26 protein-coding genes are annotated in these 25,076 nt (G+C 68.3%); 13 read left to right on the forward strand and 13 right to left on the reverse strand.

Features of this window, described 5'->3' with window-relative positions; all coding sequences use genetic code 11:
• The first annotated feature begins 190 nt into the window (after positions 1 to 190).
• Both CV1CTNOD_RS13560 and CV1CTNOD_RS13565 read left to right on the forward strand, forming a co-directional pair.
• Positions 191 to 1,660: a hypothetical protein gene (locus CV1CTNOD_RS13560; RefSeq protein ID WP_242606664.1), complete on the forward strand. Its 1,470-nt coding sequence runs from the start codon at positions 191 to 193 to the stop codon at positions 1,658 to 1,660.
• 96 nt (positions 1,661 to 1,756) lie between these two features.
• Positions 1,757 to 2,254 (forward strand): SAM-dependent methyltransferase, encoded by a 498-nt coding sequence (locus tag CV1CTNOD_RS13565; RefSeq protein WP_207386418.1) that lies wholly within the window; start codon positions 1,757 to 1,759, stop codon positions 2,252 to 2,254.
• Positions 2,255 to 2,490: 236 nt separating this feature from the next.
• Here the strand turns inward: CV1CTNOD_RS13565 and CV1CTNOD_RS13570 are convergent, their stop codons facing one another.
• Both CV1CTNOD_RS13570 and CV1CTNOD_RS13575 read right to left on the reverse strand, forming a co-directional pair.
• Positions 2,491 to 2,880, reverse strand: a complete 390-nt coding sequence (locus CV1CTNOD_RS13570) for a type II toxin-antitoxin system VapC family toxin (protein ID WP_207386419.1) — start codon at positions 2,878 to 2,880, stop codon at positions 2,491 to 2,493.
• Positions 2,877 to 3,134, reverse strand: coding sequence for a type II toxin-antitoxin system Phd/YefM family antitoxin (locus tag CV1CTNOD_RS13575; protein WP_131786466.1), 258 nt, complete (start codon positions 3,132 to 3,134; stop codon positions 2,877 to 2,879). The genes CV1CTNOD_RS13570 and CV1CTNOD_RS13575 overlap by 4 nt, the downstream gene beginning before the upstream one ends.
• A gap of 187 nt (positions 3,135 to 3,321) precedes the next feature.
• On the opposite strand from CV1CTNOD_RS13575, the gene CV1CTNOD_RS13580 reads away from it, so the two are divergent.
• The 8 genes from CV1CTNOD_RS13580 to CV1CTNOD_RS13615 all read left to right on the forward strand — a co-directional run bounded on the left by CV1CTNOD_RS13580 (position 3,322) and on the right by CV1CTNOD_RS13615 (position 11,947).
• Entirely contained in the window at positions 3,322 to 4,317 is a 996-nt protein-coding gene (locus CV1CTNOD_RS13580) for an ABC transporter ATP-binding protein (protein WP_242606668.1), read from the forward strand.
• A gap of 94 nt (positions 4,318 to 4,411) precedes the next feature.
• On the forward strand, positions 4,412 to 5,266 hold the full coding sequence (locus CV1CTNOD_RS13585; RefSeq protein WP_131786468.1) for an ABC transporter permease: 855 nt from the start codon (positions 4,412 to 4,414) through the stop codon (positions 5,264 to 5,266).
• The gene (locus tag CV1CTNOD_RS13590; RefSeq protein WP_242606665.1) at positions 5,259 to 6,128 is read left to right on the forward strand and encodes an ABC transporter permease; all 870 of its coding nucleotides are present in this window, start codon (positions 5,259 to 5,261) and stop codon (positions 6,126 to 6,128) included. Before CV1CTNOD_RS13585 ends, CV1CTNOD_RS13590 begins: the two co-directional genes overlap by 8 nt.
• A 204-nt stretch (positions 6,129 to 6,332) precedes the next feature.
• The gene (locus CV1CTNOD_RS13595; RefSeq protein WP_207386420.1) at positions 6,333 to 6,557 is read left to right on the forward strand and encodes a FitA-like ribbon-helix-helix domain-containing protein; all 225 of its coding nucleotides are present in this window, start codon (positions 6,333 to 6,335) and stop codon (positions 6,555 to 6,557) included.
• Position 6,558: 1 nt separating this feature from the next.
• The gene (locus CV1CTNOD_RS13600; RefSeq protein WP_131786470.1) at positions 6,559 to 7,020 is read left to right on the forward strand and encodes a type II toxin-antitoxin system VapC family toxin; all 462 of its coding nucleotides are present in this window, start codon (positions 6,559 to 6,561) and stop codon (positions 7,018 to 7,020) included.
• 313 nt (positions 7,021 to 7,333) lie between these two features.
• Positions 7,334 to 8,824 carry a transposase gene (locus CV1CTNOD_RS13605; RefSeq protein ID WP_207386421.1) on the forward strand — a complete coding sequence of 497 codons (1,491 nt, stop codon included), beginning with the start codon at positions 7,334 to 7,336 and terminating at the stop codon, positions 8,822 to 8,824.
• 301 nt (positions 8,825 to 9,125) lie between these two features.
• Positions 9,126 to 9,653: a hypothetical protein gene (locus CV1CTNOD_RS13610; protein WP_131786471.1), complete on the forward strand. Its 528-nt coding sequence runs from the start codon at positions 9,126 to 9,128 to the stop codon at positions 9,651 to 9,653.
• Positions 9,650 to 11,947 carry an ABC transporter substrate-binding protein gene (locus CV1CTNOD_RS13615; protein WP_131786472.1) on the forward strand — a complete coding sequence of 766 codons (2,298 nt, stop codon included), beginning with the start codon at positions 9,650 to 9,652 and terminating at the stop codon, positions 11,945 to 11,947. The genes CV1CTNOD_RS13610 and CV1CTNOD_RS13615 overlap by 4 nt, the downstream gene beginning before the upstream one ends.
• Before the next feature lie 526 nt (positions 11,948 to 12,473).
• On the opposite strand, the gene bioB is transcribed toward CV1CTNOD_RS13615, so the two are convergent.
• The 5 genes from bioB to CV1CTNOD_RS13640 all read right to left on the reverse strand — a co-directional run bounded on the left by bioB (position 12,474) and on the right by CV1CTNOD_RS13640 (position 15,761).
• Positions 12,474 to 13,556 (reverse strand): biotin synthase BioB, encoded by a 1,083-nt coding sequence (bioB, locus tag CV1CTNOD_RS13620; protein WP_131786481.1) that lies wholly within the window; start codon positions 13,554 to 13,556, stop codon positions 12,474 to 12,476.
• Positions 13,557 to 13,899: 343 nt separating this feature from the next.
• Positions 13,900 to 14,079: a type II toxin-antitoxin system HicB family antitoxin gene (locus CV1CTNOD_RS13625; protein WP_131786473.1), complete on the reverse strand. Its 180-nt coding sequence runs from the start codon at positions 14,077 to 14,079 to the stop codon at positions 13,900 to 13,902.
• A gap of 19 nt (positions 14,080 to 14,098) precedes the next feature.
• Positions 14,099 to 14,737, reverse strand: coding sequence for a histidine phosphatase family protein (locus CV1CTNOD_RS13630; RefSeq protein ID WP_165485499.1), 639 nt, complete (start codon positions 14,735 to 14,737; stop codon positions 14,099 to 14,101).
• Entirely contained in the window at positions 14,734 to 15,528 is a 795-nt protein-coding gene (locus tag CV1CTNOD_RS13635) for a CbtA family protein (RefSeq protein WP_131786474.1), read from the reverse strand. Before CV1CTNOD_RS13635 ends, CV1CTNOD_RS13630 begins: the two co-directional genes overlap by 4 nt.
• Before the next feature lie 11 nt (positions 15,529 to 15,539).
• Entirely contained in the window at positions 15,540 to 15,761 is a 222-nt protein-coding gene (locus CV1CTNOD_RS13640) for a CbtB domain-containing protein (RefSeq protein ID WP_131786475.1), read from the reverse strand.
• Positions 15,762 to 16,724: 963 nt separating this feature from the next.
• On the opposite strand from CV1CTNOD_RS13640, the gene CV1CTNOD_RS13645 reads away from it, so the two are divergent.
• Positions 16,725 to 17,303: an ester cyclase gene (locus tag CV1CTNOD_RS13645; RefSeq protein WP_131786483.1), complete on the forward strand. Its 579-nt coding sequence runs from the start codon at positions 16,725 to 16,727 to the stop codon at positions 17,301 to 17,303.
• A 173-nt stretch (positions 17,304 to 17,476) separates the two neighbouring features.
• Here the strand turns inward: CV1CTNOD_RS13645 and CV1CTNOD_RS13650 are convergent, their stop codons facing one another.
• The 6 genes from CV1CTNOD_RS13650 to hisD all read right to left on the reverse strand — a co-directional run bounded on the left by CV1CTNOD_RS13650 (position 17,477) and on the right by hisD (position 22,919).
• Positions 17,477 to 18,700, reverse strand: coding sequence for a cytochrome P450 (locus tag CV1CTNOD_RS13650; RefSeq protein ID WP_242606666.1), 1,224 nt, complete (start codon positions 18,698 to 18,700; stop codon positions 17,477 to 17,479).
• 246 nt (positions 18,701 to 18,946) lie between these two features.
• Complete coding sequence (hisH, locus tag CV1CTNOD_RS13655; RefSeq protein WP_131786476.1) at positions 18,947 to 19,561, reverse strand: imidazole glycerol phosphate synthase subunit HisH; 615 nt, start codon at positions 19,559 to 19,561, stop codon at positions 18,947 to 18,949.
• Positions 19,558 to 19,704, reverse strand: coding sequence for a hypothetical protein (locus CV1CTNOD_RS24750; RefSeq protein ID WP_165485500.1), 147 nt, complete (start codon positions 19,702 to 19,704; stop codon positions 19,558 to 19,560). Before CV1CTNOD_RS24750 ends, hisH begins: the two co-directional genes overlap by 4 nt.
• Positions 19,705 to 19,717: 13 nt before the next feature.
• Positions 19,718 to 20,305, reverse strand: coding sequence for an imidazoleglycerol-phosphate dehydratase HisB (hisB, locus tag CV1CTNOD_RS13660; protein WP_131786477.1), 588 nt, complete (start codon positions 20,303 to 20,305; stop codon positions 19,718 to 19,720).
• 5 nt (positions 20,306 to 20,310) lie between these two features.
• Complete coding sequence (locus CV1CTNOD_RS13665; protein ID WP_242606667.1) at positions 20,311 to 21,627, reverse strand: histidinol-phosphate transaminase; 1,317 nt, start codon at positions 21,625 to 21,627, stop codon at positions 20,311 to 20,313.
• Positions 21,624 to 22,919: a histidinol dehydrogenase gene (gene hisD / locus CV1CTNOD_RS13670; RefSeq protein WP_207386425.1), complete on the reverse strand. Its 1,296-nt coding sequence runs from the start codon at positions 22,917 to 22,919 to the stop codon at positions 21,624 to 21,626. Before hisD ends, CV1CTNOD_RS13665 begins: the two co-directional genes overlap by 4 nt.
• 161 nt (positions 22,920 to 23,080) lie before the next feature.
• Here hisD and CV1CTNOD_RS13675 point away from each other — a divergent pair, with 161 nt between their 5' ends.
• Both CV1CTNOD_RS13675 and CV1CTNOD_RS13680 read left to right on the forward strand, forming a co-directional pair.
• Positions 23,081 to 23,722: a hypothetical protein gene (locus tag CV1CTNOD_RS13675; RefSeq protein ID WP_131786478.1), complete on the forward strand. Its 642-nt coding sequence runs from the start codon at positions 23,081 to 23,083 to the stop codon at positions 23,720 to 23,722.
• 250 nt (positions 23,723 to 23,972) lie between these two features.
• Positions 23,973 to 24,830 (forward strand): peptidoglycan-binding domain-containing protein, encoded by an 858-nt coding sequence (locus CV1CTNOD_RS13680; RefSeq protein ID WP_207386423.1) that lies wholly within the window; start codon positions 23,973 to 23,975, stop codon positions 24,828 to 24,830.
• Positions 24,831 to 25,076 lie beyond the last annotated feature (246 nt).

The raw sequence follows: 25,076 nt of genomic DNA on the forward strand, positions 1-25,076 counted from the left end.
GGCGGGTTCGGGAAGACGACGTTGGCCGAGGTGGTGTGTGCTGATCGCCGGGTTCGCCGCCGGTTCCGGGGTCGGATCTACCTGGTGACGGTGGGCCGGGATGTGCGGGGGGCCGGCGGCGGTGGCGGCGAAGGTGTGCGCGACGATCCAGTTCGTCTTCAAAGATGACACGACGTTCCAGGACCCGCGGTTGGCGGGCGCGCATCTGGGACGGCTGTTAAACGAGCAGCCGGCAATGCTGTTGGTGATCGACGATGTGTGGGAGGCCGAACAGCTGGAACCGTTCCTGATCGGCGGACATCGCTGTGCGCGGCTGGTCACGACACGGATGCCTGCGGTGTTGCCGGGTGGTGCGGTGCGGGTGGACCAGATGTCGCCGGAGCAGGCGAGACGGGTGTTGACGTGGGAGCTTGACCCGCCGCTGGTGGAGCCGGTGGCGGCGGGGTTGTTGGCAGCGACGGGCAGGTGGCCGTTGCTGTTGCGGCTGGTCAACCGGCTGCTCGCTGGTGCGGTCGGGACGGGACAGGAGGTATCAGAGGCCGGGCGGGAGGTGCTGCAGCGGCTACATACGGCTGGTCCGGGCGCAGTCGACGATCTCAACGAGGTGCCCGCAGGGCTGAACCTGAACGATTCGGTGCAGCGTGCGCGGGCGGTGCGCACGACGATCGAGGCTGGTACCAGCCTGCTGCCGGGCCAGGGTGCGCAACGGCTGGCCGAGTTGGGGATCTTCGCTGAGGATGAGGCTGTGCCAGTCGGGCTGCTCCTTCTGCTGTGGCAGGCGACCGCGGGAGTGGACCCGACGCGGGGACGGCAGCTGTGCCGGCAGATGGATCAGTTGTCGCTCGTGTCTCTGGACGCCGACCGCGGTGTGGTCTTTCTGCATGACGTGGTGCGGGACTATCTCCGTGCGCAGTTGGGACCGGATCGTCTCGCCACACTCAACGGGACGCTGCTCGATGCGGTAGCTGCCGGACTGCCCGGCGCAGGGCCGCTGACCGAGGGGGCGCCTAACCCGCGAGTGGCTTGGTGGGACCTCGACGAGACCCAGCCCTACCTCTGGGACCATCTCGTTCAGCACCTGCTTGAGGCGGGTCGGGTTGAGCAGGCGGACGCGGTCGCGGGTGATCTGCGGTGGGTCGGCGCCAGGCTTCAACGCTTCGGGCCGACCGCGCCCTATGCAGACCTCTCCCAGGTGCCCACCAGCAGGGCGGCGACGTTGCGGGGTGGATTGTCCCGGGCCGCGCACCTGCTCACGCCCACGACCCCGGCCCGCTGCGTGATGGACGTACTACACAGCCGGCTCCACGAGGAGCCTGGCTGGGAAACACAAGCCATTGCCGCCCAGGTCGCCATGCCCCGGCCCCGCCTGGTCAACCACTGGCCACTTCCGGACCGGCCCGACCCCGCCGTCCGGCGCATCCTCACCGGCCACACCGACCGGGTGAACGCGGTGGCGGTGGCACCCGACGGCACCTGGATCGCCAGCGCCGGCAACGACCGGTCGGTGCGGATCTGGCACGCGCCTCGCCAATCCTGCGAGGCAATGATGCGGGTAGATGGCGCCCTGAGTGACTGCGCATGGATCGCGAACACCCGTCTACTCGCCCTGGTCGGAAGCGCGGGAACTTACCTGTTCAACCTGCTTCGCGACGCGGCGTAGTCACGCGGTCATCAGCGCACCCGACGGCAGAAAAGACCAATCCGGTGGCGGCGATGCCGAGGCACGCAGCGGCCGGGCTGAAGCTTCACGATTGATGTGTGTAACCCAGGGGTGGTACCCATCGTCCACGTGCACGCCAACGCGCTGCTGACCGGCACCGGCCGGACCGCGGTCGCGCTGGCGGACCTGCGGGAACCACACGAGATCCTGGACCATCCCCGTGTCCGGCATCTGATCGATTTCACCGAACCCGTGGCCCTGCTCCTCGTGGCCGTTCTGCACTTCATCCGCGATGAGGAGGACCCCGCCGGCATCGTGCGGACTCTGCTCGATGCGCTGCCTGCGGGCAGCTATCTGGCGCTGTCGCACGCTACGGGTGACCTGCGACCCGAAACAGCGACCCAGGTCACCATGGCGTATGAGACTGCCGTCTCACCCCTCACCGTGCGCAGTCATCCCGATATCACCGCATTCTTCAACGGCTGCACGCTGGTGGACCCGGGTCTCGTGCAGGTGCCGACATGGCGGCCGGATGGCAAACGCCCCAAGGGCTACCGCAACGTCTGGATCTACGGTGGGGTAGGTCGGAAGTAGGCCACGTCGAAAGATCATATTTCGTGATTTTCCACCCGAATCCGCCGAAACCGTCAAAGGTCGCCATCAAGGCCCTTCCCATACGGCCCGTGGACGTCCTCGACATGGACGGAGGCGAGAAAACCTTCAGCACGACCGGGAACAGGGCGTCCCCTCAGCGAGTGGCATCGGGGTGGATGCGCCGCGAACAAGCGGGCACGACGGTTCCGGCGAGCAATGATTCTCGAACACGTTCTTCAGACCCGGATGACCTTCAGACCCGGGACACCCTCATAGTCCGAGTCCTGGCTCACCAAGGTGAGGTCGTACGCGAGCGCGGTGGCGGCGATCCACGCGTCATTGACCTTCATCCGGCGGCCGGAGTTGCGTAGTTCCAGCCGAAGCCGAGCCCATGCCTGGGCTACGGCATCGTCGATCGGCAGCGGATCGAGGTCCAACGCCTGTTGCAAGGTGATCAGCCGACTGTCGCGCGTGGCGAGGTCCGTCGCGGCCAGCACACCGGCCCGTAACTCGGCGACAGTGACAATGGAAACCGCCAAAGCATCCGGCAGCGCATCCACATTCAGCGCCCGTCCCGACTCCTGCGCGATGAAGACCGAGGTGTCGGCGATTCCGGCTTCGGTCACAGCGGCGGCAGGTCGTCCGTGGTGTCGCCGGCCAGCTCATCGAGGTCGGCTCGCAGGCCCGGGTCGGCCTGCCGGCCGAGGAACCTGCGCACGAACTCCTCACGACCGATAAATCGAGGACGCCGGTTCACCGTGGCAAGCCGCGCGACCGGGCGACCGTCAACGGTGATGACCATTTCTTCGCCGGCCTCGACGCGGCGGAGGAGGCCGCGTGTGTCGTTGCGAAGCTCCCGGGACGGCACCAAGGTAACCATGCGACAAATGTAGCACGCCGCTACGGCTGTGACCGTCGTCGAGCGCAAGGCAGCGGTGACGCTATGATGATCAGTTATGACCACTGCGTTCCCACCGGCGGCATCCGCGCCGGACGGCCAGGCCTGCGTGGCCGTCCCGCCGGCGAACGCGGGGCTCGTCATTGAGAACGCGAAGCCCGTCATCGAGATGGACGGCGTCGGGAAAACCTTTGTTCTGCGCCGCCGGGCCGGCCGGCTGCGCCGTGAACGGGTGGACGTTCCCGCCGTGGCCGACCTGACCTTCCGGATCAACGCCGGGGAGATGGTCGGCTATCTGGGGCCGAACGGCGCCGGGAAGTCCACGACCATCAAGATGCTGATCGGGATCCTGGTGCCCAGCGCCGGACGCATCCGCGTCTGCGGCCTTGATCCGTCCCGCCAGCGCATGGAGCTGGCACGTCGTCTGGGAGTGGTGTTCGGGCAGCGAACGACATTGTGGTGGGATCTGCCGTTACGGGACAGCTTCGACCTCCTCCGTCATATTTATCGAATACCGCCGGACAGATTCCGCGAGAACCTCGACCATTTCGTCGACCTGTTGCAGCTGGCCCCCTTCCTCGAAACTCCCGTCCGGCAGCTTTCGCTCGGCCAGCGCATGCGCGGCGATCTCACGGCCGCGCTGCTGCACGACCCCGAGATCGTGTATCTGGACGAGCCGACGATCGGTCTCGACGTCGTCTCCAAGGCCGCCGTACGCGGATTCCTCGCCGCACTCAACCGTGAACGCGGGACCACCATTGTGCTCACCACCCACGACATGACCGACATCGAGCAGCTGTGCCCTCGGGTACTCGTCATCGACCATGGCCGGCTGGGCTTCGACGGAAGGCTGCACGACCTGCGTGCCCAGATCGGCGGAGAACGCATCCTGGTCGTCGATCTGGCCGAACCGCACTCACCGATCGACGTGGCCGGTACCCGGGTGGTCAGGGTGGACGGACCGCGCCAGTGGCTGGCGTTTCCGGCGGGCACGAGCGCGGCACCGCTGGTCTCCACCGTGGCCGACCAGTATCCGCTGGTCGATCTGTCCATCCGCGAACCGGCGATCGAGGACGTCATAGCCCGGCTGTACACCTCGGGCACCAGCGGGCGCCGCCCCATCCCCCGGCAGGGCGGAACGTCGGACACGGCAGCGTCACCATGACGACGGAACACGATGCCGGCAGCACGACGCCCACCGGCACAACGACGACCGGCGTGACGATGACCGGCGCCGGGGCCATGACAGCGGCACCACGGTGAGAGGGAGCGTTGCCACCTACCTCACGGTTGCCCGCTGCAGCGCCCGCCGGTACGCCGGCTACCGGGCCGCCACCACCGCCGGCGCGTTCACCAACACCGTGTTCGGGATCATCCGCGCCTACGTCCTGCTCCAGGTGTGGCACCAGCGACCCGGCCTCGGTGGGTACGACACCAGCGGTGTCGTGACGTTCGTCTTCCTCGGGCAGGCCCTGATCACGTCGATGGCGCTGTTCGGCGGTGGCATAGACCTGCCCGAGCGTGTCCGTTCCGGTGCCGTGGCGATGGACATGGCCCGGCCGGTGAGCTTCCAGACGTGGTGGCTGGCGGACGACGGCGGACGCGCCGCCGTCCAGCTGATCATCCGGGGGGTGCCGCCCATGGCGGTCGCGGCCCTCCTGTTCGATCTGCGGCTGCCGACGTCAGCGGGCACGACGTCCACAGGCATGGCATCCGGTGGCATAGGGGGCGTCATCGGCACCTGGGGCTTGTTCGCCGTGTCCGTGGCCCTGGGCTTCCTGGTCAGTTTCGGACTGCGTTACCTGATCGCTCTCACGAGCTTCTGGCTTCTCGACCAGCGGGGGCTGGAAAGCGCCTACACCCTGTGCGCGGTGTTCCTGTCCGGTATTTCCGTACCTCTGACAATCATGCCGGGAGCGCTGCGTGGCCTTGCCGAGGCGCTGCCCTTCGCCGCGATGATGCAGATACCGGCGGACGTGTTCCTCGGCAACCGGACCGGTGCGTCGCTGTTTGCAGCGATCGCGTTGCAGGCGGGATGGGCCGCCGTGCTCCTTGCGTCCGGTCGTGCGCTCACCGCCCGTGCCACCCGGAAGCTGGTCATCCAGGGTGGCTGACAGCGAGACGGCCCGATTCAGTCGGCATGAACAATACGGCCGGCATGAACGATACGGTCGGTACGAAGCGGTACGGCACTACCTGCTGTTCGCAGCGGCCTGGACGCGGGTCGCCTGGCAGTACCGCGTCTCGGTGCTGCTGCTGGCCGTCGGGCAGTTCCTGGCAACCGGCCTGGACATCGTGGTGATCGGTGTGCTGTTCGCCCGCGTGCCGCGGCTGGCCGACTTCGACCTCGCCGAAGTGGGTTTCCTGTTCGGTACGTCCTGCACCTCCTTCGCCGTGTCCAACCTGCTGTTCGGGTCGCTGGACCGGGTCGGCGAACGGATCCGGGACGGCAGTCTCGACGTGATGCTGGTCCGGCCGGTCGGGCTGCTCGTGCAGGTCGCCACGGATGGTTTCTCCCCACGCCGCCTCGGTGGCCTCGTCCAGGGCGTCGGCGTCCTCGGACTGTCCCTCGCCGGGCTGGACGTGCACTGGACGATCGGCCGCATGCTGCTCGTCATTACTATGATCATCTGTGGGATCGGCATCTTCAGCGCAGTCTGGATTGCCGGGGCGGCGTTCCAGTTCGTCGTCGAGCAGGCCGCGGAGGCGATGAACGCGGTCACCTACGGCGGGAGCTTCCTGACCCAGTACCCGATGTCGATCTACGGTCGGGACGGGATGCGGATGCTGACCTTTCTCGTCCCGCTGGCATTCCTCAACTGGCAGCCCGCCCTGTACGTGCTCGCCAAGCCCGACCCCCTCGGCCTGCCGTCCCTGTTCCGTTTCGCCTCACCGCTGGTGGCCGCCGCCCTGCTCGCGCTCGCCACCGCAGCCTGGCGTACCGGCCTGCGCCACTACCGCTCCACCGGCAACTGATCGTCCGGCAGGTAGCCGACTTCGCACCGGGCCCGTACGCCTTCAAAGCGGCGGGCAGGCATGCCGCACCTGTTCCGCCGGTGACAGATGGCTTGGTTGTGGCGGGTTGCCCGTCACACTGACCGCACCACCGAGCTGAGCTGAGCTGAGATCGTCGTGGTCGGCGGGCTGCACAGTCGATCTGAGGGCATGCATCATGCATGCATGACGACCGTCGTGGTCCGCGACCTTCCCGACGACATCCACCGCAGGCTGCAGGAACGAGCCCGCGACGCGGGCCAGTCGTTGCAGCAGTACCTGACGGTCCAGCTCACCCGGCACGCGACGACCCCCACCCTGGACGAAGTAATCAATCGGATCACGACTAGATCGGGCGGTCGAGTCGGCTTCCAACAGGCAGTCGCCGATCTCGACGCGGACCGCGACTAAGTTGATCGTCCTGGATGCCTCGATCCTCGCCAACGCCGTCGGCGACGACGCCGAGGACGGCGAGGACGGCGAGGACGGCGATCGCGCCCGCGGCGTCCTACTCGGCGCTGGCGACGTCGCCGTCCCGGACCTGGCCGACGTCGAGACAGCGTCGGTACTCCGACGCCGATGGCGAGCAGGCGACATCGACACAGACCGTTTCTCCGCCGCCCTCGACGACCTGATGGCCCTACCGCTAGCCCGCTACCCGGCTCGCCCGCTGCTCCGGCGAGCATTCGAGCTCCGGAACAACGTCACGCCCTACGACACCTGCTACGTAGCGCTCGCCGAGAGCCTCGACTGCCCGCTTTACACGGCCGACGCGCGCCTTGCGAAGGCGCCCGGCCCGACATGCCGCATAGAGCTTGTTAACTGGCTGCTCATCTTGGCTGACTGCCCAGCTTGTACCGTTCACCGACATTGAACTCGTGGGATAACCCGGCCAGAGAGCCAAAAGCAGCGCGATCATGCCTCTGGCGCGCTCCCGGAAACCCAGGTCCCCAGGCCGCTATGGGGGTTCGAGTCCGAGGTTGCTCCCGGCCGGACAACCCGGCTCATCGAAGTTGATCGGGGTGGGCTGTGGGATCTCAGCCCACCCTGGCGACCGTGTGTGATGTTGGCTTGTCGTAGTCTCTGTGGTCTGATGTGGCACGCCCGCATGTCGTGACAAGAAAGGCCCGCAACCCCCGGCGATCTTGATCGTTCCTAACGCAACCAGACGCCACGGGGTTACGGACTTGGACGATCATACGAATGACGCGACACGTCTGCTGGACCTTGACGGTCTGGAGGTCCGGCGCGTCGAGCTGTTCCCGGACGGGTCACGGCAGGTGTGGCTGCAGACCGCGGACGACACGGCGCGGGCGTGCCCGCGCTGCGGGGTGTTCGCGGACCGGGTCAAAGGTGTGGTGGCGACCCGGCCGCGTGACCTGCCGTGCGGATCCAGCCCGCTGCGGCTGGTCTGGGTCAAGCGGCGGTGGTACTGCCGGGAGCCGGGGTGTCCGCGGGGGTCGTTCACCGAGTCGCTGCCGGCGGTGCCGCCGCGGGCGCGGCTGACGGCCCGGCTACGCGAGGCGGCCGGGACGCTGGTCGTCGACGGGATCTGCGCGACGGTGGTGGCCGGCGGGCGGCATCTGGGGCTGTCCTGGCCGACGGTCATGGACGCGGTGCGCGACACGGCCACGCCGCTGACCGGCGCGGCCACACCGCCGGTCGAGGTGCTCGGGATCGACGAGACACGCCGGGGCCGACCGCGCTGGCGGGGAGCCATCAGCGCCCCCGAACCGGCGGCGCCCCCCGAACCGGCTGGTAGCGGACCCACCGAGCCCACGCCCACCGAGCCCACGCCCGAGCCCCTGCCCGCCGGGCCGGCGGGCGTGGCCATGCCGGCGAAGGCCCGGGTGCTGGCCGACCGGTGGCACGTCGGGTTCACCGACCTCGCCGGCGGGCACGGGATGCTCGGCCAGGTCGAGGGCCGCACCGCCGACGACGTCGCCTACCGGCTCGCCAGCCAGCCCGTCGCCTGGCGGCACCGAATCCGCTACGTCGCGATCGATATGTGTACCGTGTTCGCCGCCGCCGTCCGCCGCTACCTGTCCCACGCCACCCTCATCGTCGACCATTTTCATCTGGTGCAGCTAGCGAACGACGCCGTCGCCGAGATCCGCCGCCGGGTCACCACCCTGCTACGAGGCCGACGCGTACGCGACAGCGACCCCGAATGGAAGATCCGTAACCTGCTGCGCCGCAACCGGGAGAACCTCGCCGGCCGCCAGCTCACGAAACCGTGGAACACCCTGGTCGACCTCGGCGAACCCGGACAGACCATCCTCGCCGCCTGGATCGGCAAGGAGGAGCTGCGCGCCATGCTCGCTCTCGCCGGCACCCACCCCGACCGTACCGTGATCGCCCACCGGCTCACCAGGTTCTACACCTGGTGCGCCGACGCCGGCATCCCCGAACTCGAACGTCTCGCCACCACGATCAGCACCTGGTGGCCATGCATCGAAGCGTTCCTGCACACCGGGATCACCAACGCCGGCAGCGAGGGCTACAACCGGGTCGTCAAACTCGACGCCCGCAACGCCTTCGGCTACCGCAACCCGCCAACCAGCGGCTACGAACACGCTGCGCAACCACCCGCCGAGCCCGCGAATGCCTCAACCCCGCTTAACTTCGATGAGCCCGCATACGTGGCGCACCCCAATTCCCCAACGTCCCCTCGTTGATGCCCAGGTCACGGGCTATTTGCACGATCGGCTTGCTTGTCTCCGCACGATCCGGACAACCCCTTCACGGAACTCCCGGTCATAGCGACGCCGGCTGCCGGAACGCCTGCCACCCGACCCGCCCAGGACAACCCCTTCACGGAACTCCCGGTCATAGCGACGTCTCGTCTCTGGCACGGCTGCTCCTTATAGCCAATGCCTCCATGATTCGGAGGATTTGGGGGGAGGGTCAAGTTCCCCCGAAAGTCAGTCATAAGGTGTCAGACCTAAGGAGATCAGCTCTCGACGCGATGGAGACTCCATGCCCCCCGGCCCGCGACGCATGCCCCCACCCCCCGACGCGTTCCATGGCTTCCCGGACGACACGGGGGCGGAAACCTTCGTCCGCGAGTTCCCGACGGCGGTAGCGCCGGTGGACCGCAGCTACTTGATGACGAAACCGACGTTGTTCGTTCTGCAGGTGCGGGGCGACGGACCCGAGTATGACAAGCGGGTCCGCAGGGTCGTGGAAGCGCTACGGAAGCCGATCGACCAGGGCGGGAAGCTGGTGCCGTACGCGGAGCTCGATGCGGAGTCGGGCGGACCGCTGCTCACCGAACAGGCGGGTGATTCGCTCGGTTTTGGCAGGCCCCGGCACATGACGCCTGATCGCTTCCCGCAGTTCACGCTGCTGAAAGGCGTGGTCCATGACATCCAGAAACAGGGCGAGGGAGCCGGGCCGGATGCGAGCGCGCGGGGTTTGCGGGACTCCGCCTACGCCAAGCGGGTGCAGCAAGGGGGGCTGCCGGCCTTTCTGTGGACGATCAGCGGCGAGACACCCCGCCTGTGAGTAGCCCCGTGTACGGCTGGCTGGTGAGCCTGGTATGGCTGCCCCTGACGCGGACCCTGCCCCGGTGGCTGTGGGCTCGGCGCAAGACGCATCAGCTCATCCGGCCCATCCGGCTGCCGGGACGGCGTGGGCGGAGAGGGCCGTTGGGCGCCCAGGAGAACACCGACGAGAACGTCTTCCGGGTGCTGAACGACCTGTCGCAGCGGCAGGTCGTCCGCCTAGCGCAGGCAGACACGGCGGCCGAGGCAGGGCGGCCGGACGGACACTCCCGCCACGAAGAGGCGATGGTAGTACTGGAACAGCTACTGCTGAGGGCCCTGCTAGAGGACCTGTCCGATCCGCCGACGGGCGGCTTGTGGCCCAAGAGGCGCCGCCGCACGGCCCGTCCCGTCATACTGGTGCCGCTGCCCCGCGACCCGGAGCAGAGCCCCCCGGAGGAGGCGGCGCAGACCCGCGCGAAGGTACTGCGCGCCGAGCGATTCCTTTCCGCATTCTGCGAGATGCAGCAGAGCGCGCATGCGCCGGGACCCCTGGTGATCGCGATCGGTCGGCCGTCCGATGCCCTGCTCAACCGAATCGGACCACCCCAGGAGGTCACTCTTGGACCAGCCGGTCATCTGCTCCACGAACCAAACAGCGGAAACCCCGTGCTCGTGCCGCTCAGCGACGAGTCCTTCAACCGGCCGGGGCTGCCCATCCGCCTCGTGGAGCCGAAGACCTTCCGGTTCAGTTGGCGGATGATAACAATCGCGTGGATTGCCGGTACGGTCGCGCTGGCGGTCGCCATGGCAGCCCTTACGGTGCCGCGGTCGCGCGATTCGCACGGCTGCGTCGGCGGCCCCGATCCGGTAGCCGCGTCAGCGCGCAGCGACCAGGTGGCCACGGATCCCACCGGCTGGTATGACGCGGCGGTCGCGGCGATCCAGCAGCAGAACGAGCGTGCCGTGGCGCTCTTCAGGAGTGGCAGGACTGTCCGCAGCATTGTGGTCTTCGTGTCGAACCGCCCAACCAGCCCCATCGACACCCTCTTCGACGGCACCATCCCCGAGCTGCGCGGCATCGCCCTTTGGCAGCGTAAACTCAATCAGGACGCGAACGCCGACCGTAGCCAGGTCCCCCTGCTGGTCGACGTCCGTGAAACCGGCCTGGCCTTCCACGACGCCGAGCAGAAGGCGCGGGAACTGGTCGAGCAGGTCCGCATCTGGACGCCGCGTACCGATCACAGCGACGACTACAAACAGGTCATCGGTGTCCTCGGCTACGCGCAGAGCAGGAACGAGACCAAAGCGGCTCTCAAGGTACTTGACGAGGCGAACATCTTGGCCATCGGCACCACCGCTACCGCCAACGAAATGCTCGGCGAGTCGTCCTACTGGCCCGTCACACCACTCAACAGCCGCGAGGCCGCGATCGCAGGGGCCTTCGCCGCCACACAACACATCATTGCCCGACACGGTGACAGCGGCGGATGCGTCCCGGCCAAACAGGCCCTCGTCATCGAGGACTACGACGATCTATACAGCCGAAGTCTCGCGGAGCAGTTCATGACCCGCTTCCAAGGCAAGAGCCAGAGGATCAACTTCACGCAGGGCAGCACCGCCCCCACGGGCCTGCCACCCGACACCTCCAACTACACCGACACCACCAACCTGGCGAACCGGGTTTGCGAAGAGATATCCGAACAGCCAGATACCGTCGTCTACTGGTCCAGCCGCGCCCAGGACTTCACCGCGTTCGTCACAAGCTTCGACACCCAGGGCACCTGCACCCACCACGACGTCACCGTGCTCGGCGGCAACGAGCTCGGCGGCAACGTCTCCCAGACCGGTGTCTTCAACAACAAGCAGTGGCTGCGGCTCTACTACTCCGCGCACCGGCTTCCCACGGACGACGCCCGCGCCGACTCCGCCACCAAGAACTTCGTCAACGACTACAACACCTTCGTCACAAGCACGACCAAGAGCGAGGACCCCTGGCTCGAGGACGGACACTCGGCAGTGGCATACGACGCCTTCCATGTGCTCTCCCGGGTCGCCGACATCACCTATGGAGGCAACCCGACGGCCCGCCCTACCGACATGGAAGCCTTCTTCAGAGCTGGCAGCATCACCTTCAACGGCGCAACCGGCTATATTCACTACGCGGCAGGCGTCAACCAGCCGCCCGTGGACAAGACCCTCGTGCTGCTACATCAGACCGGCAAGCATCCGGTGGCGGTGATCGTCTGCGGCGCCTACCAGCAGGGCCAGAGCAGCTCGACTCAGGATAAGCCATGCCTCGGCGCCCCGCGCTGAGAAGCCGGTGTCGTACTGATTGGTGGCTGCTTGGCCGATCGAACAAGGTTCTGGATCGGTTGATCTCGGCATGGTCGGCTGGTTTCGCGCGAACCGCGCCTGACGGGTGAGCACGCCCAGCAGGAATGCCTGCAGAGATTGCCCTCACATCTCCGAACTGGTACCGGTCGGGCCGGATCTGTGACACCACAGGCCCGAGAGTCACCCGCCTTGACACGCGGTGAACGACACGAGCGTGTCGCAGGTCCTGGATATCTTGATGATCACGCTCAGCTTCCCGGTCGCCAGGGAACGTTGCGCACGTGCGCCCCACGCGCTCCATTGGAGCGCCACATAGCTGAACTCCGGCTTTCCGACCCGTTCGCTGCCCGCATGGTTCCGACCGGATGGCGCCGAGTGCCGACGTGGTCGCCCGGGCGATGGCCGGCCGCGCCCGCGTCCTGCGCCGGCTGTAGCATTCTCAGGCTATCTGCGGCTCCGGCCGGGGCGTCCGAAAAGTCCGGCGTCAGCCCGGGATCACCCGAGGTCAGGCGTTGGGGGGCAGATCGGTGCCCGCGCCGCGCTGACGCAGCGCGACCCGCTGCGAGCCCACGCCCACGGCCGCCGCGACGGCCTCGACGTCGGCGAGGCCTTCCACCGTGAAACCCGCCTCGACGATCATCCTCAGGTCCTGGTGGCCCTCCTGTCCCTCACTGGTCAGGTAGTCACCGAGGAAGATGGAGTTCACCACCGAGAGGGCGAGGGGCTGCATCGAGCCGAGATGGATCTCCCGGCCGCCTGAGAGCCGTACCTCGGCCGTCGGGTTGACGAACCGGACCATGGCGAGGATCCGCAGGCACTGCCGGGGATTGAGGTTCCGCTCCGCGCCCAGGGGCGTGCCCTCGAACGGGATGAGAAAGTTGACCGGGATGGAGTCCGGCTCGAGCTCACGCAGCGCGAAGGCGACATCGACGAGGTCGGTGTCGCTCTCCCCCATGCCGGCGATGACGCCCGAGCAGGGCGAGAGGCCGGCATGCTTGGCCTCACGCACGGTCTCGACCCGGTCGGAATAGGTGTGCGTCGTGCAGATGTCGGAGTACTTCTCACCGGCCGTGTTCAGGTTGTGGTTGTAAGCGTCCGCGCCGGCCGCCCGCAGCCGCGCGGCCTGCCCGTCGGACAGCAGGCCGAGGCACGCGCACACCTCCACGTCCGGATGCACGGTCTTGATCGCGCTGATCGTGTCCGCCACGCGGTCGACGTCACGGTCCGTCGGCCCGCGACCGCTCGCGACCAGGCACACCCGGCGGGCACCACCGGAGATACCGGCGCCGGCCGTCTCGGCGGCATCCTCGGGCCCCAGCCAGGTGTACTTCAAGATTCCCGTGTCCGAGCCGAGCCGCTGGGAGCAGTAGGAACAGTCCTCCGGGCAGAGCCCGCTCTTGAGGTTCACCAGGAAGTTCAGCTTGACGCGCTTACCGAAGTACCTCCGCCGGAGCCGGTAGGCGGCGGCGATGACATCCATCAGATCGTCATCATCACTGCGCAGGACGGCCAGGGCCTCGTCCCGGGTCGGCGCCTCACCACTTATGCCCTTGGCGACCAGGCTGTTCAGGGTGGCGAGCAGGTCCATGTCCGTCATCGGAGATCCTCAACTGACTCGGCAGGCGGCGGCGGCGGCGGCGAAACAGTACTCGTCCCTCCGCCACAGTCCAGTCTCTCACCGTCGCCCTGATCCCAACCAGCGATGCGCAGGGAGCCGATCACGGAGAGATCCACGGCCGGCGCGACCAATTCAATCCAGATTGAATCCAACTTCACGACTCGTTCGCTTGAGCCAGTACAAGTCGGGTATACCGCCAGCGGCTCGAGCCTCGGATCACTCCACGAATTCACAACTACGAAGGGCGAGATCCGACGATCGTCAGGGCCAGCCAGGGGGCCACGGGTTGCGCCGCCCGACGCTTGGAGCACCGTCATCCTCGGCAACCCATGACGACGGCGTCGCGCAGATCCGCCAGCGCCTCTTCGCGGGTGTCCCCCCTGCCGCTGCAGCCGACACGACCGACGTAGGCGTGGGCACACCAGACACCGTCCTGTCCCACCGTGCAGGGGACGTGCACCATGCGGCCCATGGTCGTCAGGCGACGACGCATAGGTCGACGGTCCCGGACTTCACAGCGGCAGGCAGGCGTGCCGCAGGGTCCACACCACGCCTCCTGCGCTCCCGGACGTCAGGCGCCCGTGCAGGAGGGTGGTGGACAGCGGTGGGACGTCGATGCGCCAGAAGACCTCCGGAGGCGATCGCATCGCTGTGACCAGCGCGGCGCGGACGACCGCCGGATGCGTCACAACGATCGTGCTTCCCGGTTCGGGCACCCGGGCGGCAAGCCAGCCCCCGACGCGGTTCACCAGGTCCGCGACGGACTCGCCGCCGTGCGGTGCCACGGTCGGGTCATCGGTCCAGGCACGCAGGTCCGAGGCGCTGATCTCCTCGAGCGAGCGTCCTACCCAGGCCCCGACGTCGAGATCACGCAGGGCGGGATCTGGCGCGGCCGACAGCCCCAGCGCCTGGGCTGTCTGACGGGTACGCAACGAGAGGTCGCACAGGGCCCGCCCGGAACGCAGCGCCCGCCCGAAGGACGTATGCGGTATATGCGGTGTATGTGACGTGTGCGCTGCGGCTGCATCCGCGGCCCGGCGCGCTTCGGCGTCATCGATGGTGTCGTCATCGACGCCGAAGCGCGCCGCTCGTATGGCAGCGGTCCGGGCGTGGCTGACCAGGGTGAGGCGCAGCGGTTCGCCCGCGCTCACGCCCCGGTGGCGACCGGCGATCCGCCCGAGGAGGCCATGGGACGCTCCCCCGCCAAGATTGGCACGGGGGCCGGCGGCACAGCCGGGACGGTACGGTTGGCGCGTTCTGTCAGGGCCCCGAACAGCAGCCCGACGGTGGCCCACACCGTCGCATGGATCGTCAGCGAAGCGATCCGGAACCGCCACAGCACATCCGCCGGGAAGCCTTCCGGCGTCTCGTGCACACGCGGCAGGACGTAGTACGCAAGGCCGACGACCACCAGGCCGCCCGCCGCCGACAGCAGCGCCGCATCCCAGCCACCGAACCTGGGGGCGAGTCGCCGAGCGGCCACGCAACCGCTGATGACCACGGCCAGCGAGATCAACATCATGCTGAAGTACAGGCTGGTGCGCTCGCCGAGCGTGTCGGGGTTTCCGACCGCCGGCGGGTTGGCCGGGTACTTCAGGTCGGGCAGCAGGTACACCCCCACGAAGCCGGCAAGGGCCACCAAGCCCGCGGTCGCGCGTGCGCGCAGGGCGCCCAGCCGGCCCTGCGCACAGGCATAGGCGAGGGAGAACAGCCCACCAATGGCGACCCCGAACACCAGCAGGCCGGTGAACAGGCCGATCGTGCTCTGCACCGTCCGGGACACCGGCTCCGGCTCGTGAGCGGTCTGGGCCACCTCATGGGCCGACTCGAACGCGATCGCGTGGCCGACCTGGCTCTCCCCGAGAATCTTCGCGACGACGAAGGCGAGGACGGCGGCGACCACGCCGACCAGCATCCCGCGGATCAGCAGTGTGCGAACCATGTCGCGCCCGCTCAGTGGCAGGGGAAGCCGAGCAGGTGACGGGCGTCGTGTACGAACTCGTGGACGTTGCTGCCGCCCACGAGCGACATCGCGCCCTGCTCCGCGCCGACGAAGTAGAGCAGGACCAGCGCCAGAACCGACCCGAAGATCGCGAACGGAGCCAGCTCGCTCAGCGGGATCGTCGGCAGCGGCGCGGGAACGGCCGGGGCGTCCAGGACGCTTGGGTGTGCCATGACGGGACCTCCACAGGAATCACGCGTTCCACTCGGGCAGGACATGTCCGGCGATGGGTCTGACTTCCGGGCGTCGCCCTCGTGGGACGACGTTGGTAACAGTGGCGCGACCGCGCCGGATTCACACCGGCTTCCATCGACTCGAAACAGTTTGAGGGAATCAGCAGCCGACCCCAGAGTCAAGCCTGATCAGTCATTCGGGCGCTCCCCGGCAACCGGCGACATCCCGGCACACCCGTTGTGCCCCGGATTACCCGGATTCCCGGATCGCGCAGACAAGCATGACGAAGATCCACTCCGGACCACACCGAGCTGCTCCGCATGATCGACGAGTCGCGCGCACGGCCTCATCGACCATGAAGGTGGAACCCGCCTTCTGATCCCTCCTCCCGGCTGCCGGGGTCGTCGGTGAACCCACGTGGCTGAGACGCGGCTGAGCCGACGGGGCTGGATCCACGCGGGGCCAGCGACGGTACACAGGTCCCTCCGCCGGACGCCGAAGTTCCCGGGCGCGCACATCCATCCGGTATCTTTTCGCACCTGATAATCCGGGACGTTCGCCCTGTTCTCACCAGCCGGCCCGGGGCCTAGATTGGTCGAGAGCCCGGCTTTGAAATAGGATCGAAATTTTCAGCGGGTTCACCGTTTCACGGCGGCTGGTTTCACGATGGCCGGTTTCATGGTGGCCGGTTTCATGGTGGCCGGAAGCCGGCCGCGACAGCAGCACACGAGGGCCGACAGCACCAGGTCCGTTCATCCCGGAAGACTTTTCCAGCAGCCCGGGACTTGGGCCGCCGGCAACGCAGAAGAAAAACGACAGCGCCGCCTTCGGCCCGCCCGGACGCTCGACGCGTCGCGGTGACGAGCAGGTGACAGGAGGAAGAAGCGGTGAGCGACCAGACGTCAGAGGAACAGCCACTGCATGTGCGGGGCCGGGACGCCGTCATTGCCGATTCCACCGGCATGCGGTGGCGTGACGGCGCACCGCCGGACTACAGCCGTTCGAAGGAGACGATGCCCCGGGAACGCACCCACCAGCACACCGAGGGCTCTTTGGCCGACATCGTCGAGCGCGTGGTCCAGGTGTTCGAGATGGAGCTCTCGCACAAGAAGAACCCGGCCGAGTGGGTCAGCATGGTCACCGACCAGTTGCGCGTCCGGGTGAACGGCGGCCCCGCGGCCACTGCCGTCGATCTCGCCGAGAAGGGTAGCTACAACGTTCTGATCGGCGAGAACCCCTACTACTCGGCGAACGACGAAACTTTCGAGTCCTCCCACCGCGTGTTTCACGAAGCATTTCCCGGCGGTTTTTTCTGGGAGGTTCTGGAAGTCTACTCACCGCCACCCGTGATCACATTCAAGTGGCGCCACTGGGGTACCTTCAGCGGACCTTACAAGGGGTTGCCCCCGACCGGCGAACGCATCGAGATCTTCGGTGTCACCGTGGTCCGATGCACCGACGACCTCAAACTGGTCGAGGTCGAGAACTTCTACGACAACACCGCCTTCCTCGGCCGGCTCGCAGGCAACCACCCACTCTGAGACAACAGGATGTGAGATTTCGGGCGCGGTATGCAACTTCACTCATGCCGCGCCCGTCGATACCAGTCCACATCCATCAATACCGGTCTACATCCACCCGTATGGGTCCATGTCTACCCATACGGTCCACGTCCACCAACACCGGTCCACAGGGACCAACTGTCCGGCTGATGTCAGGCCGTGACCGGGATGTGGATCCAGCCGCGTTGGACGAATGCCGGACGCCGCACGGGAATGCCCGCCAGCCTCAGGCGCGGGAAGCGTTCGATCAGGCAGCGCATGGCGATCGCCACCTCCACCCGAGCCAGCGGCGCGCCCACACAGAAATGGACACCGCCGCCGAAGGCGATGTGCGGGTTCGGCTCCCGGCCGATGTCGAACTGGTCGGCCCGCTCGAACACCTCGGGATCCCGGTTGGCCGAACCGAGCAGGGCGGCGATCCGCTCCCCCGTCCGGACGACGACTCCACCGATCTCGACGTCCGCCATCGCGGTCCGTTCGAAAAGGTGCAGCGGTGAGTCGAAGCGCAGGAACTCCTCGGTCGCGGTCGCGGCGAGTTCCACCGGACGGTCGGCCAGACGCCGCTGCTGGTCGGGATGGTTCAACAGTGCAACCATTCCGTTGCCGAGACAGTTGACGCTGGCCTCGTGCCCGGCGTTGAGCAGCACCACAACCGTGGCGACCAGTTCGTCCTCGCTGAGCTGCTCCCCCTCCTGCTCCGCCTGAACCAGATGGGTGATCAGATCGTCCTGGGGGACGCGACGGCGCCGTGCCGCGAGTTCCCGGACGAAGGCATCGAACTCCGCCGCGGCAGCGCGGGCGGCAGCCTCCGCGGCGGGAGTTCGTCCGTACTCGTTCATCTTCATCATGGCCGCCGACCACGGGCGCAGCAGGTGCCGGTCGCCGTCCGGAATGCCGAGCAGCTCAGCTATGATCATCACCGGCAGTGGTTCGGCGTAGTCGGCGATCAGGTCGAACCGCTCGCCGTCCCGGCTCCTTTCCGCCAGCCCGTCCAGGAGGCCCGCGCACAGCTCCTCGATGTGTGGACGCAGCTGCTCGATGTTGCTACGGAGGAACGCCTTGCCGAGCAGCCCACGCAACCGGGTGTGCTTGGGCGGCTCGCAGCCAAGGACCGAGTCACACTCAAGCTGGTTGAACAGCGCCCACAGGTCTTCGGGCTGTCTCGGCGGGTGGATCCTGCCCAGCGCGCGATGGCGCACCACCGCGTCGGCATCGCGGTACCTGGCGGCCAGCCACATCCCGAGCTGTTCGCTCCACAGGGGATGGCCGGCCGCCCGCAGCTCGGCGAAGACCGGATACGGGTCACGGACGAGATCGGGATCGCGGGGGTCGAAACAGCCTGCACCACCGTAGGCCCGGCGGGACGGGACCAACACTCGCTCCTTCCGGGACGGGGCACCACCCCCACCATCCCGACTATCGAACCAGTGCCGGCAGGCGCGCAGCAGGCAGACCGGCGCCTTTCCCGGTACCGCGCATGCGCGGTTGATCACATCAACCGGACAGCCCGACGCACGGCAGCGTCACCCCCGGGCCCGGGGTCCCCGGAGCAAGCCCAGAGGCTCCGAAATAAGCCGGGGTCTGCGGAGCAAGCCCTGCGGAATAAGCCCAGGGCCTGCGAATCAGCGGAGGGTGCGCAGCCAGTTGGCGAGCAGGTAGGCACCCGCGTCCCCGGACTTCTCCGGGTGGAACTGGGTGGCGCACACCGGACCTCGCTCCACGGCCGCGGCAAAGGGCTCGCCGTGCTCGGCCACGGTGTCCCCGGACTCGGGCTCAGCCTCGGCCGCATACGAGTGGACGAAGTAGAAGCGGGTATCCGTGGGCAGACCGTCGAAGAGCACCGTCCCGACCGGCGGTGCCACGGTGTTCCAGCCCATGTGCGGCAGGACCGGCGCAGCCAGGCGCCGTACCCGCCCGGCGAGCACGCCGAGCCCGCGGGTCCGCACGCCGTGCTCGTCCCCGAGTGTGTATAGCACCTGCATTCCCACGCAGATCCCGAGGACCGGACGCCCCTGGGTGACCCGCTCGTGGATGACCGGTGCCGCGCCGGCCGCGTCGATCCCCGCCATGCACGCCGCGTAGGCACCCACCCCGGGTACCACCAGACCGTCCGCGGCCCGGGCCGCGGCCAGGTCGGCCGTCACGGTCACCTCCGCACCGACCCGGGCCAGCGCCCGCTGGGCGCTGCGCAGGTTCCCCGACCCGTAGTCGAGGACGACCACCCGTGGAACGGTCACACCACGCCCCTGATCACACCACGCCCGGTGACCACGGCACGTCCAGTGACCACGTCAGGCCTGATGATCAGGCCATGCCCGGTAGTCACGGCACGTCCAGTGACCACGTCAGGCCCGGCGACCACGCCATACTTTGCGGTCACAGTGGATCCCCGGTCACAGCACGCCCTTGGTGGACGGCACCCCGGCCACCCGCCCGTCGAGCGCGACCGCGTCCCGCAGTGCCCGCGCGACCGCCTTGAACTCGGCCTCGACCACATGGTGGGCGTTACGACCCGACAGCACCCGCACATGCAGGGCGATCCGCGCCGACGCGGCGATCGACTCGAAGACGTGCCGGGTCAGCGTCGTGTCGTAGGTACCGATGAGCTCGATCAGCTCCGGCTCGACGACCACGCAGTACGGCCGGCCGGAGAGGTCCACCGCCGCCTGCACCAACGCCTCGTCGAGCGGCACCAGGGCGTCCCCGAACCGCCGGATCCCGGTCTTGTCACCGAGTGCCTCGCGCAGCGCCTCGCCAAAGGCGATCGAGGTGTCCTCGACCGTGTGGTGGGCGTCGATGTGCAGGTCACCGCGGGTGCGGACGGTGAGATCGAAACCCCCGTGCTTACCGAGCTGGCTGACCATGTGGTCGAAGAACGGGACGCCGGTGAACGACGACGACACACCCGCCCCATCAAGATCCAGTTCGACGACGACATCCGATTCCAAGGTCTTGCGCTCTATGCGGGCTGTGCGGCCCATCCTCGTCATCCCTTCCCGGTGTCGGGCAGTTGAGCGGCGGGCGTCTGGCCCCCGGGCACCTGACCCCCGGGTGTCTGGCCCCCGGACGCCTGGCCCCCGGGCACCGGGGCACCGGACGCATCGGCGGGGGACGCCAGCGTCGCGGTCCCCTCGGCCAGCAGCGCGCGGGTCGCCGCCAGGAAGGTGTCGACCTCGCCTGGCAGACCGGCGGTGACCCGCAGCCAGCCGGGAAGGCCGACGTCCCGGACAAGCACGCCCGCGTCGAGCAGCCCCTGCCACGCCGTCCGCTGGTCGGTGAACCGGCCGAACAGGACGAAGTTCGCGTCGCTGGGTGCCACCGCGCAGCCGAGTCCGGCCAGTTCGGCCACCAGCCGGTCACGCTGCGCCTTCACCGCCTCGACCGTGGCGAGCAGTTCGTCGGCGTGCGCGAGTGCCGTGCGCGCAACCGCCTGCGTGAAGGTCGACAGGTGGTACGGCAGGCGCACCAGCTGCAACGCATCGATCACAGCCGGGTGTGCGGCGAGGTAGCCGATGCGGGCACCGGCGAGCGCGAACGCCTTGCTCATCGTCCGGGCGACCACAAGCCGCGGCTGGGACGGCAGCAAGGTCAGGGCGCTGGGGACCCCGGCCCGCCGGAACTCCGCGTACGCCTCGTCCACGACCACCATGCCGGTGCCGGTCTCGCCGACCGCCGCGCACGCGGCCACCACCACCTCCACCGGCAGCGCGGTGCCGGTGGGGTTGTTCGGCGACGTGAGGAAGACCAGGGACGGACGGTGCCGGTGGATCGCCTCGGCGACCGCGGACGGGTCGAGGGTGAAGTCGGGCTCGCGACGCTCACCGACCCATCCGGTCGCGGTCGCCACCGCGATGAGCCGGTGCATCGAGTACGAGGGTTCGTATCCGAGCGCGACCCGGCCCGGCCCGCCGAACGCCTGGCACAGCTGCTGGAGCACCTCGTTCGACCCGTTCGCCGCCCACACCTGGTCGGTGCGCAGACCGAAGCCGGCATCCGGGGTCAGGTAGTAGGCGAGGTCCGCGCGCAGCGCCTCGGCCTGGCGGTCGGGGTAACGGTTGGCCTCGGTGGCGGCGAGAGTCGCGGCCTTGCCCAGAGCGTCCACCAGTCCGGCCGACGGCGGGTACGGGTTCTCGTTGGTGTTGAGCAGCACCGGGACGTCGAGCTGCGGTGCGCCGTAGGGCACCATGCCGCGCAGGTCGTCACGCAGCGGCAGCTCGTCGAGGGTGGGCGAGCGCACCGACCGTCCACGGCCCTCGGGCGTGGGTCGAACGCCGGCCGCAAGATCTGATCCTGTCGTGGTCATCGCAAACGCACCTCCACCGCGTCGACGTGGGCGATGAGGTCCTCGGCGCCGCCGAGCGCGGCAACCCGGGACGCCACCTCGGTGAGAGCGTCGCGGTCACACTCCACCACGTGAACCTGCCGTTGGAACGCCGACACCGAAAGACCGCTGCTGTGACGGGCGGTACCGCCCGTCGGCAGGACGTGGTTCGAGCCGGCGAGATAGTCGCCCAGGGACACCGGCGCCCACGTCCCGACGAACACGGCCCCGGCATTGCGGACCCGGGCAGCGACGGCGGCGGCGTCCACGGTCTGGATCTCCAGGTGTTCGGCGGCCCAGGCGTCGACCACCACCAGGCCCGCGTCGACGTCGTCGACCACGGCCACCACACCCTGACCGGCCAGTGCCGTCTGCACACGCTCCCGGTGGCGGGTCACCGGAACCTGCTTGCCGAGCTCGGCCTCGACCGCGTCGAGCAGCTCGGTCGACGGTGTGACCAGCAGGCAGGCAGCCATCGGATCATGCTCGGCCTGGGCAATCAGGTCGGCCGCGACATGGGCGGGGTCCGCGGTGTCGTCGGCGAGGATCGCGACCTCGGTCGGGCCGGCCTCGGCGTCCACCCCGACCAGGCCGCGTAGCAGCCGCTTCGCCGCGGTCACGTAGATGTTGCCCGGTCCGGTCACGACGTCCACCGCCGGGCAGCTGGACGTCCCATGGGCGAACATCGCGATCGCCTGGGCTCCGCCCGCGGCGTAGACCTCGTCCACGCCCAGCAGCGCGCAGGCGGCGAGGATCACCGGATGCGGCAGGCCACCGAACTCCGCCTGCGGCGGCGACGCCAGTGCGAGGGAGCCGACCCCGGCCTCCTGCGCCGGCACGACGTTCATCACCACGCTGCTCGGGTAGGCGACCCGTCCGCCCGGCACGTAGAGGCCGACCCGCTCCACGGGAATCCAGCGCTCCGTCACCCGGGTCCCCGGCGTCACCTCGACGGTCACCGGTTCGCGGCGCTGCGCCCGATGCACGAGCCGGGTTCGCCGGATCGCCTCCTCCAGCGCGTCCCGCACCTGCGCGTCGAGGCTGTCCAGCGCGTCGGTGAGCGCGTCGGGGGCAACCCGGACCGCGTCCGGCCGCACCCCGTCGAAACGCTCCCCGGCGTCGAGGACCGCGGCGTCACCCCGGTCGCGTACGTCGTCGCAGACAGGACGGACCGCTTCCAGCGCGGCGTCGACGTCCAGCGCGGCGCGGGGCAGCAGCCTGCGCAACTGTGGCGGTGACGGCAGGCTTCCACGCAGGTCGAGCTTTCTCAGCACGACGATGAGCGTATCGGTACACGCACCCGACCCGTCGATCTCCACAGCTTCGACGGCACACTCCCCGTCTGGGGCGGCGCTCTCGACGACCACTTCCTGGAAGTGAACAACAACAACAACACCGACCCGAACAACAAGCTCGTTGTCAAGGTCATCCCCACATGACGCGATGGCTGTGGGCATATGGCCCGTGGCGAGAGGGTCCGCAATCCGACGTCGGACCCGCAACCAACCGGACGATCACCTGGCGGCTCACTGGCCGTCACGAAGCCTCTTACAACATCAACGCCGGCGTGAAGATCGCCATCTGGCTCGGCGACCTCGTGCGCCTACGGATCCGCTCCGGTTACCGGGACGTGGACGCTCTCTACCGCGTCCAGGAAATCGGCGCCGCATGGTCGGCCGACACCGACCACCCACCGGACCCGGCGGCCGCCGACGCCGACGGGGTCACCGTCGGCGCCATTCCCCCGATCGGCGCCTGCAGCTACGCACGCCTGATCGGCGCCTGGCCGCGCTCGAACGCCGTTGACAGTAAACGTCGGCCTCGGTGCCATGGGCGCCACGCTGACGTCCAGCCGCGGCCTGGTATGCCGCCATCGTGGAAGGCCTCGATGCGCTCACCCACGCGCAGGTCCAGGCGCTGGCGGATTTGTACCGGTGGGGCGCCCACTGGTGGGGCTGGCCCCTGCAGATGGCTGCCGGGCCGGCCGGCTTCGGTCTGCCGCTGGCACGGTCTCACGTGGGCCGACCTCCGCCATGAGCAAGGCGCCGCCGTCCTCGGGCTCGCCTCGACGCCTTGATGTTCAAGCAGCCCGCTGCGACATCCGCCACCCCGTTGGCGGCCGACGTGGTAGCGGCCGACGTGGTAGCCGAGTGGTCTTCTACGGCTCTTCTGATCGGCTCGGCATCAGCCGCGGTCATCCTGTTTCTCTGGGCGGTCTCATGACCGGGCCGGCGCGAGTGCTATGCGCAGCCCTGCTCACGTTGGCGTTTATCTGCACCGTGATCACGATCAGGAGCTGGTGAGCTCCCCGCCTGAAAGGGGTTTCCATGGAACCGTTGCTACCGGGCACACTGTGGCGGCCGCTGGCTGCCGACAACCCTGAGCCGGCGATTGTGCCGCGCGTGCTAATCATTCACACAATGGTCGGCTACCTGCTCGGGACAGAGTCGATGTTCCGTGCAGGTGGATACGACGGAACCGAGAGCACCTTCGGCGTCGGCGGCGAATGGGATGGCCAGTACGACGGCGTCGCCTTCCAATGGCAGAGGCTGGACAGGCAGGCTGATGCCAACTATGCGGCGAACGCCTACGCGAACAGCGTCGAGACCTCGGATGGTGGGGATCCGTCGCGGCCGTGGGGTGCCCGCCAACTTGCCGCGCTCATCACGCTGACCGCGACCTGGTGCAGGGTCACCGGCAACCCGCCGGTGTTGGTCGGCAGTCCGAACGGGCACGGTATCGGCTATCACTCACAGTTCGCAAACTGGAACCTGTCCAGCCATACCTGCCCGGGACCGGTCCGGATTCAACAACTCCTGGACATCGTCATCCCGGGTGCCGCGGCGATCTTCTCGGTACCACCACCGGCACCAGTAGTCCCGGTGGTGGCCGTATCAGCGCCTCCCCTCGCCCCGGCGTTCCCTCTGCCAGCCGGTCATTGGTACGGACCACCCTCCCCTGACCCGCGCAGCCACAGCGGGTTCTACTCCGCGACCGATCGGACGGGCCTGAACCGCTGGCAGGCGCAGATGAGGGCCCGCGGTTGGGCGATCACGCCCGACGGGCGGTTCGGGCCGCAGAGCGATGACGTGTGCCGGCGGTTCCAGAACGAAAAGGGCCTGGCCGTTGACGGCCACGTCGGTCCGATCACGTGGGCTGCGGCCTGGACCGCGCCCGTCACCTGAGGAGATGCGGATGCCCCGTACCGTCCGGCCCGGCGTGCGCCTGGCCGTGAAGACACCAAGATCGCCCCGATTCTGCGCACGCTGCTGCAGGTGGGTTTCTCGGCCGTGGCGATCGACGCGGTTCATTGGCCGCCTGCGCTGGTGCCCGTCATCGCGGCCGGGTGGGCGGCCGCAGGAACGTGGATCGTCGAGCGGCAGACCGCTAGTGTCCTGCGCCGGAAGTTTCCACGATTAAATAATATGATG

This window comes from Protofrankia symbiont of Coriaria ruscifolia (assembly GCF_900634745.1).
GTDB classification, from domain to species: domain Bacteria; phylum Actinomycetota; class Actinomycetes; order Frankiales; family Frankiaceae; genus Protofrankia; species Protofrankia californiensis.

What these genes read in the sequence shown, in the direction of transcription:
- CV1CTNOD_RS13640 (WP_131786475.1), bottom strand. Translation starts at nt 15,761, where the DNA reads ATGGCACACCCAAGCGTCCTGGACGCCCCGGCCGTTCCCGCGCCGCTG.
- CV1CTNOD_RS13645 (WP_131786483.1), top strand. Translation starts at nt 16,725, where the DNA reads ATGCGGTGGCGTGACGGCGCACCGCCGGACTACAGCCGTTCGAAGGAG.
- CV1CTNOD_RS13575 (WP_131786466.1), bottom strand. Translation starts at nt 3,134, where the DNA reads ATGGTTACCTTGGTGCCGTCCCGGGAGCTTCGCAACGACACACGCGGC.
- hisB (WP_131786477.1), bottom strand. Translation starts at nt 20,305, where the DNA reads ATGGGCCGCACAGCCCGCATAGAGCGCAAGACCTTGGAATCGGATGTC.
- CV1CTNOD_RS13625 (WP_131786473.1), bottom strand. Translation starts at nt 14,079, where the DNA reads ATGCGTCGTCGCCTGACGACCATGGGCCGCATGGTGCACGTCCCCTGC.
- CV1CTNOD_RS13665 (WP_242606667.1), bottom strand. Translation starts at nt 21,627, where the DNA reads ATGACCACGACAGGATCAGATCTTGCGGCCGGCGTTCGACCCACGCCC.
- CV1CTNOD_RS13610 (WP_131786471.1), top strand. Translation starts at nt 9,126, where the DNA reads ATGCCCCCCGGCCCGCGACGCATGCCCCCACCCCCCGACGCGTTCCAT.
- CV1CTNOD_RS13635 (WP_131786474.1), bottom strand. Translation starts at nt 15,528, where the DNA reads ATGGTTCGCACACTGCTGATCCGCGGGATGCTGGTCGGCGTGGTCGCC.
- CV1CTNOD_RS13595 (WP_207386420.1), top strand. Translation starts at nt 6,333, where the DNA reads ATGACGACCGTCGTGGTCCGCGACCTTCCCGACGACATCCACCGCAGG.
- CV1CTNOD_RS13675 (WP_131786478.1), top strand. Translation starts at nt 23,081, where the DNA reads ATGACGCGATGGCTGTGGGCATATGGCCCGTGGCGAGAGGGTCCGCAA.
- CV1CTNOD_RS13580 (WP_242606668.1), top strand. Translation starts at nt 3,322, where the DNA reads ATGGACGGCGTCGGGAAAACCTTTGTTCTGCGCCGCCGGGCCGGCCGG.
- bioB (WP_131786481.1), bottom strand. Translation starts at nt 13,556, where the DNA reads ATGGACCTGCTCGCCACCCTGAACAGCCTGGTCGCCAAGGGCATAAGT.
- CV1CTNOD_RS13680 (WP_207386423.1), top strand. Translation starts at nt 23,973, where the DNA reads ATGGAACCGTTGCTACCGGGCACACTGTGGCGGCCGCTGGCTGCCGAC.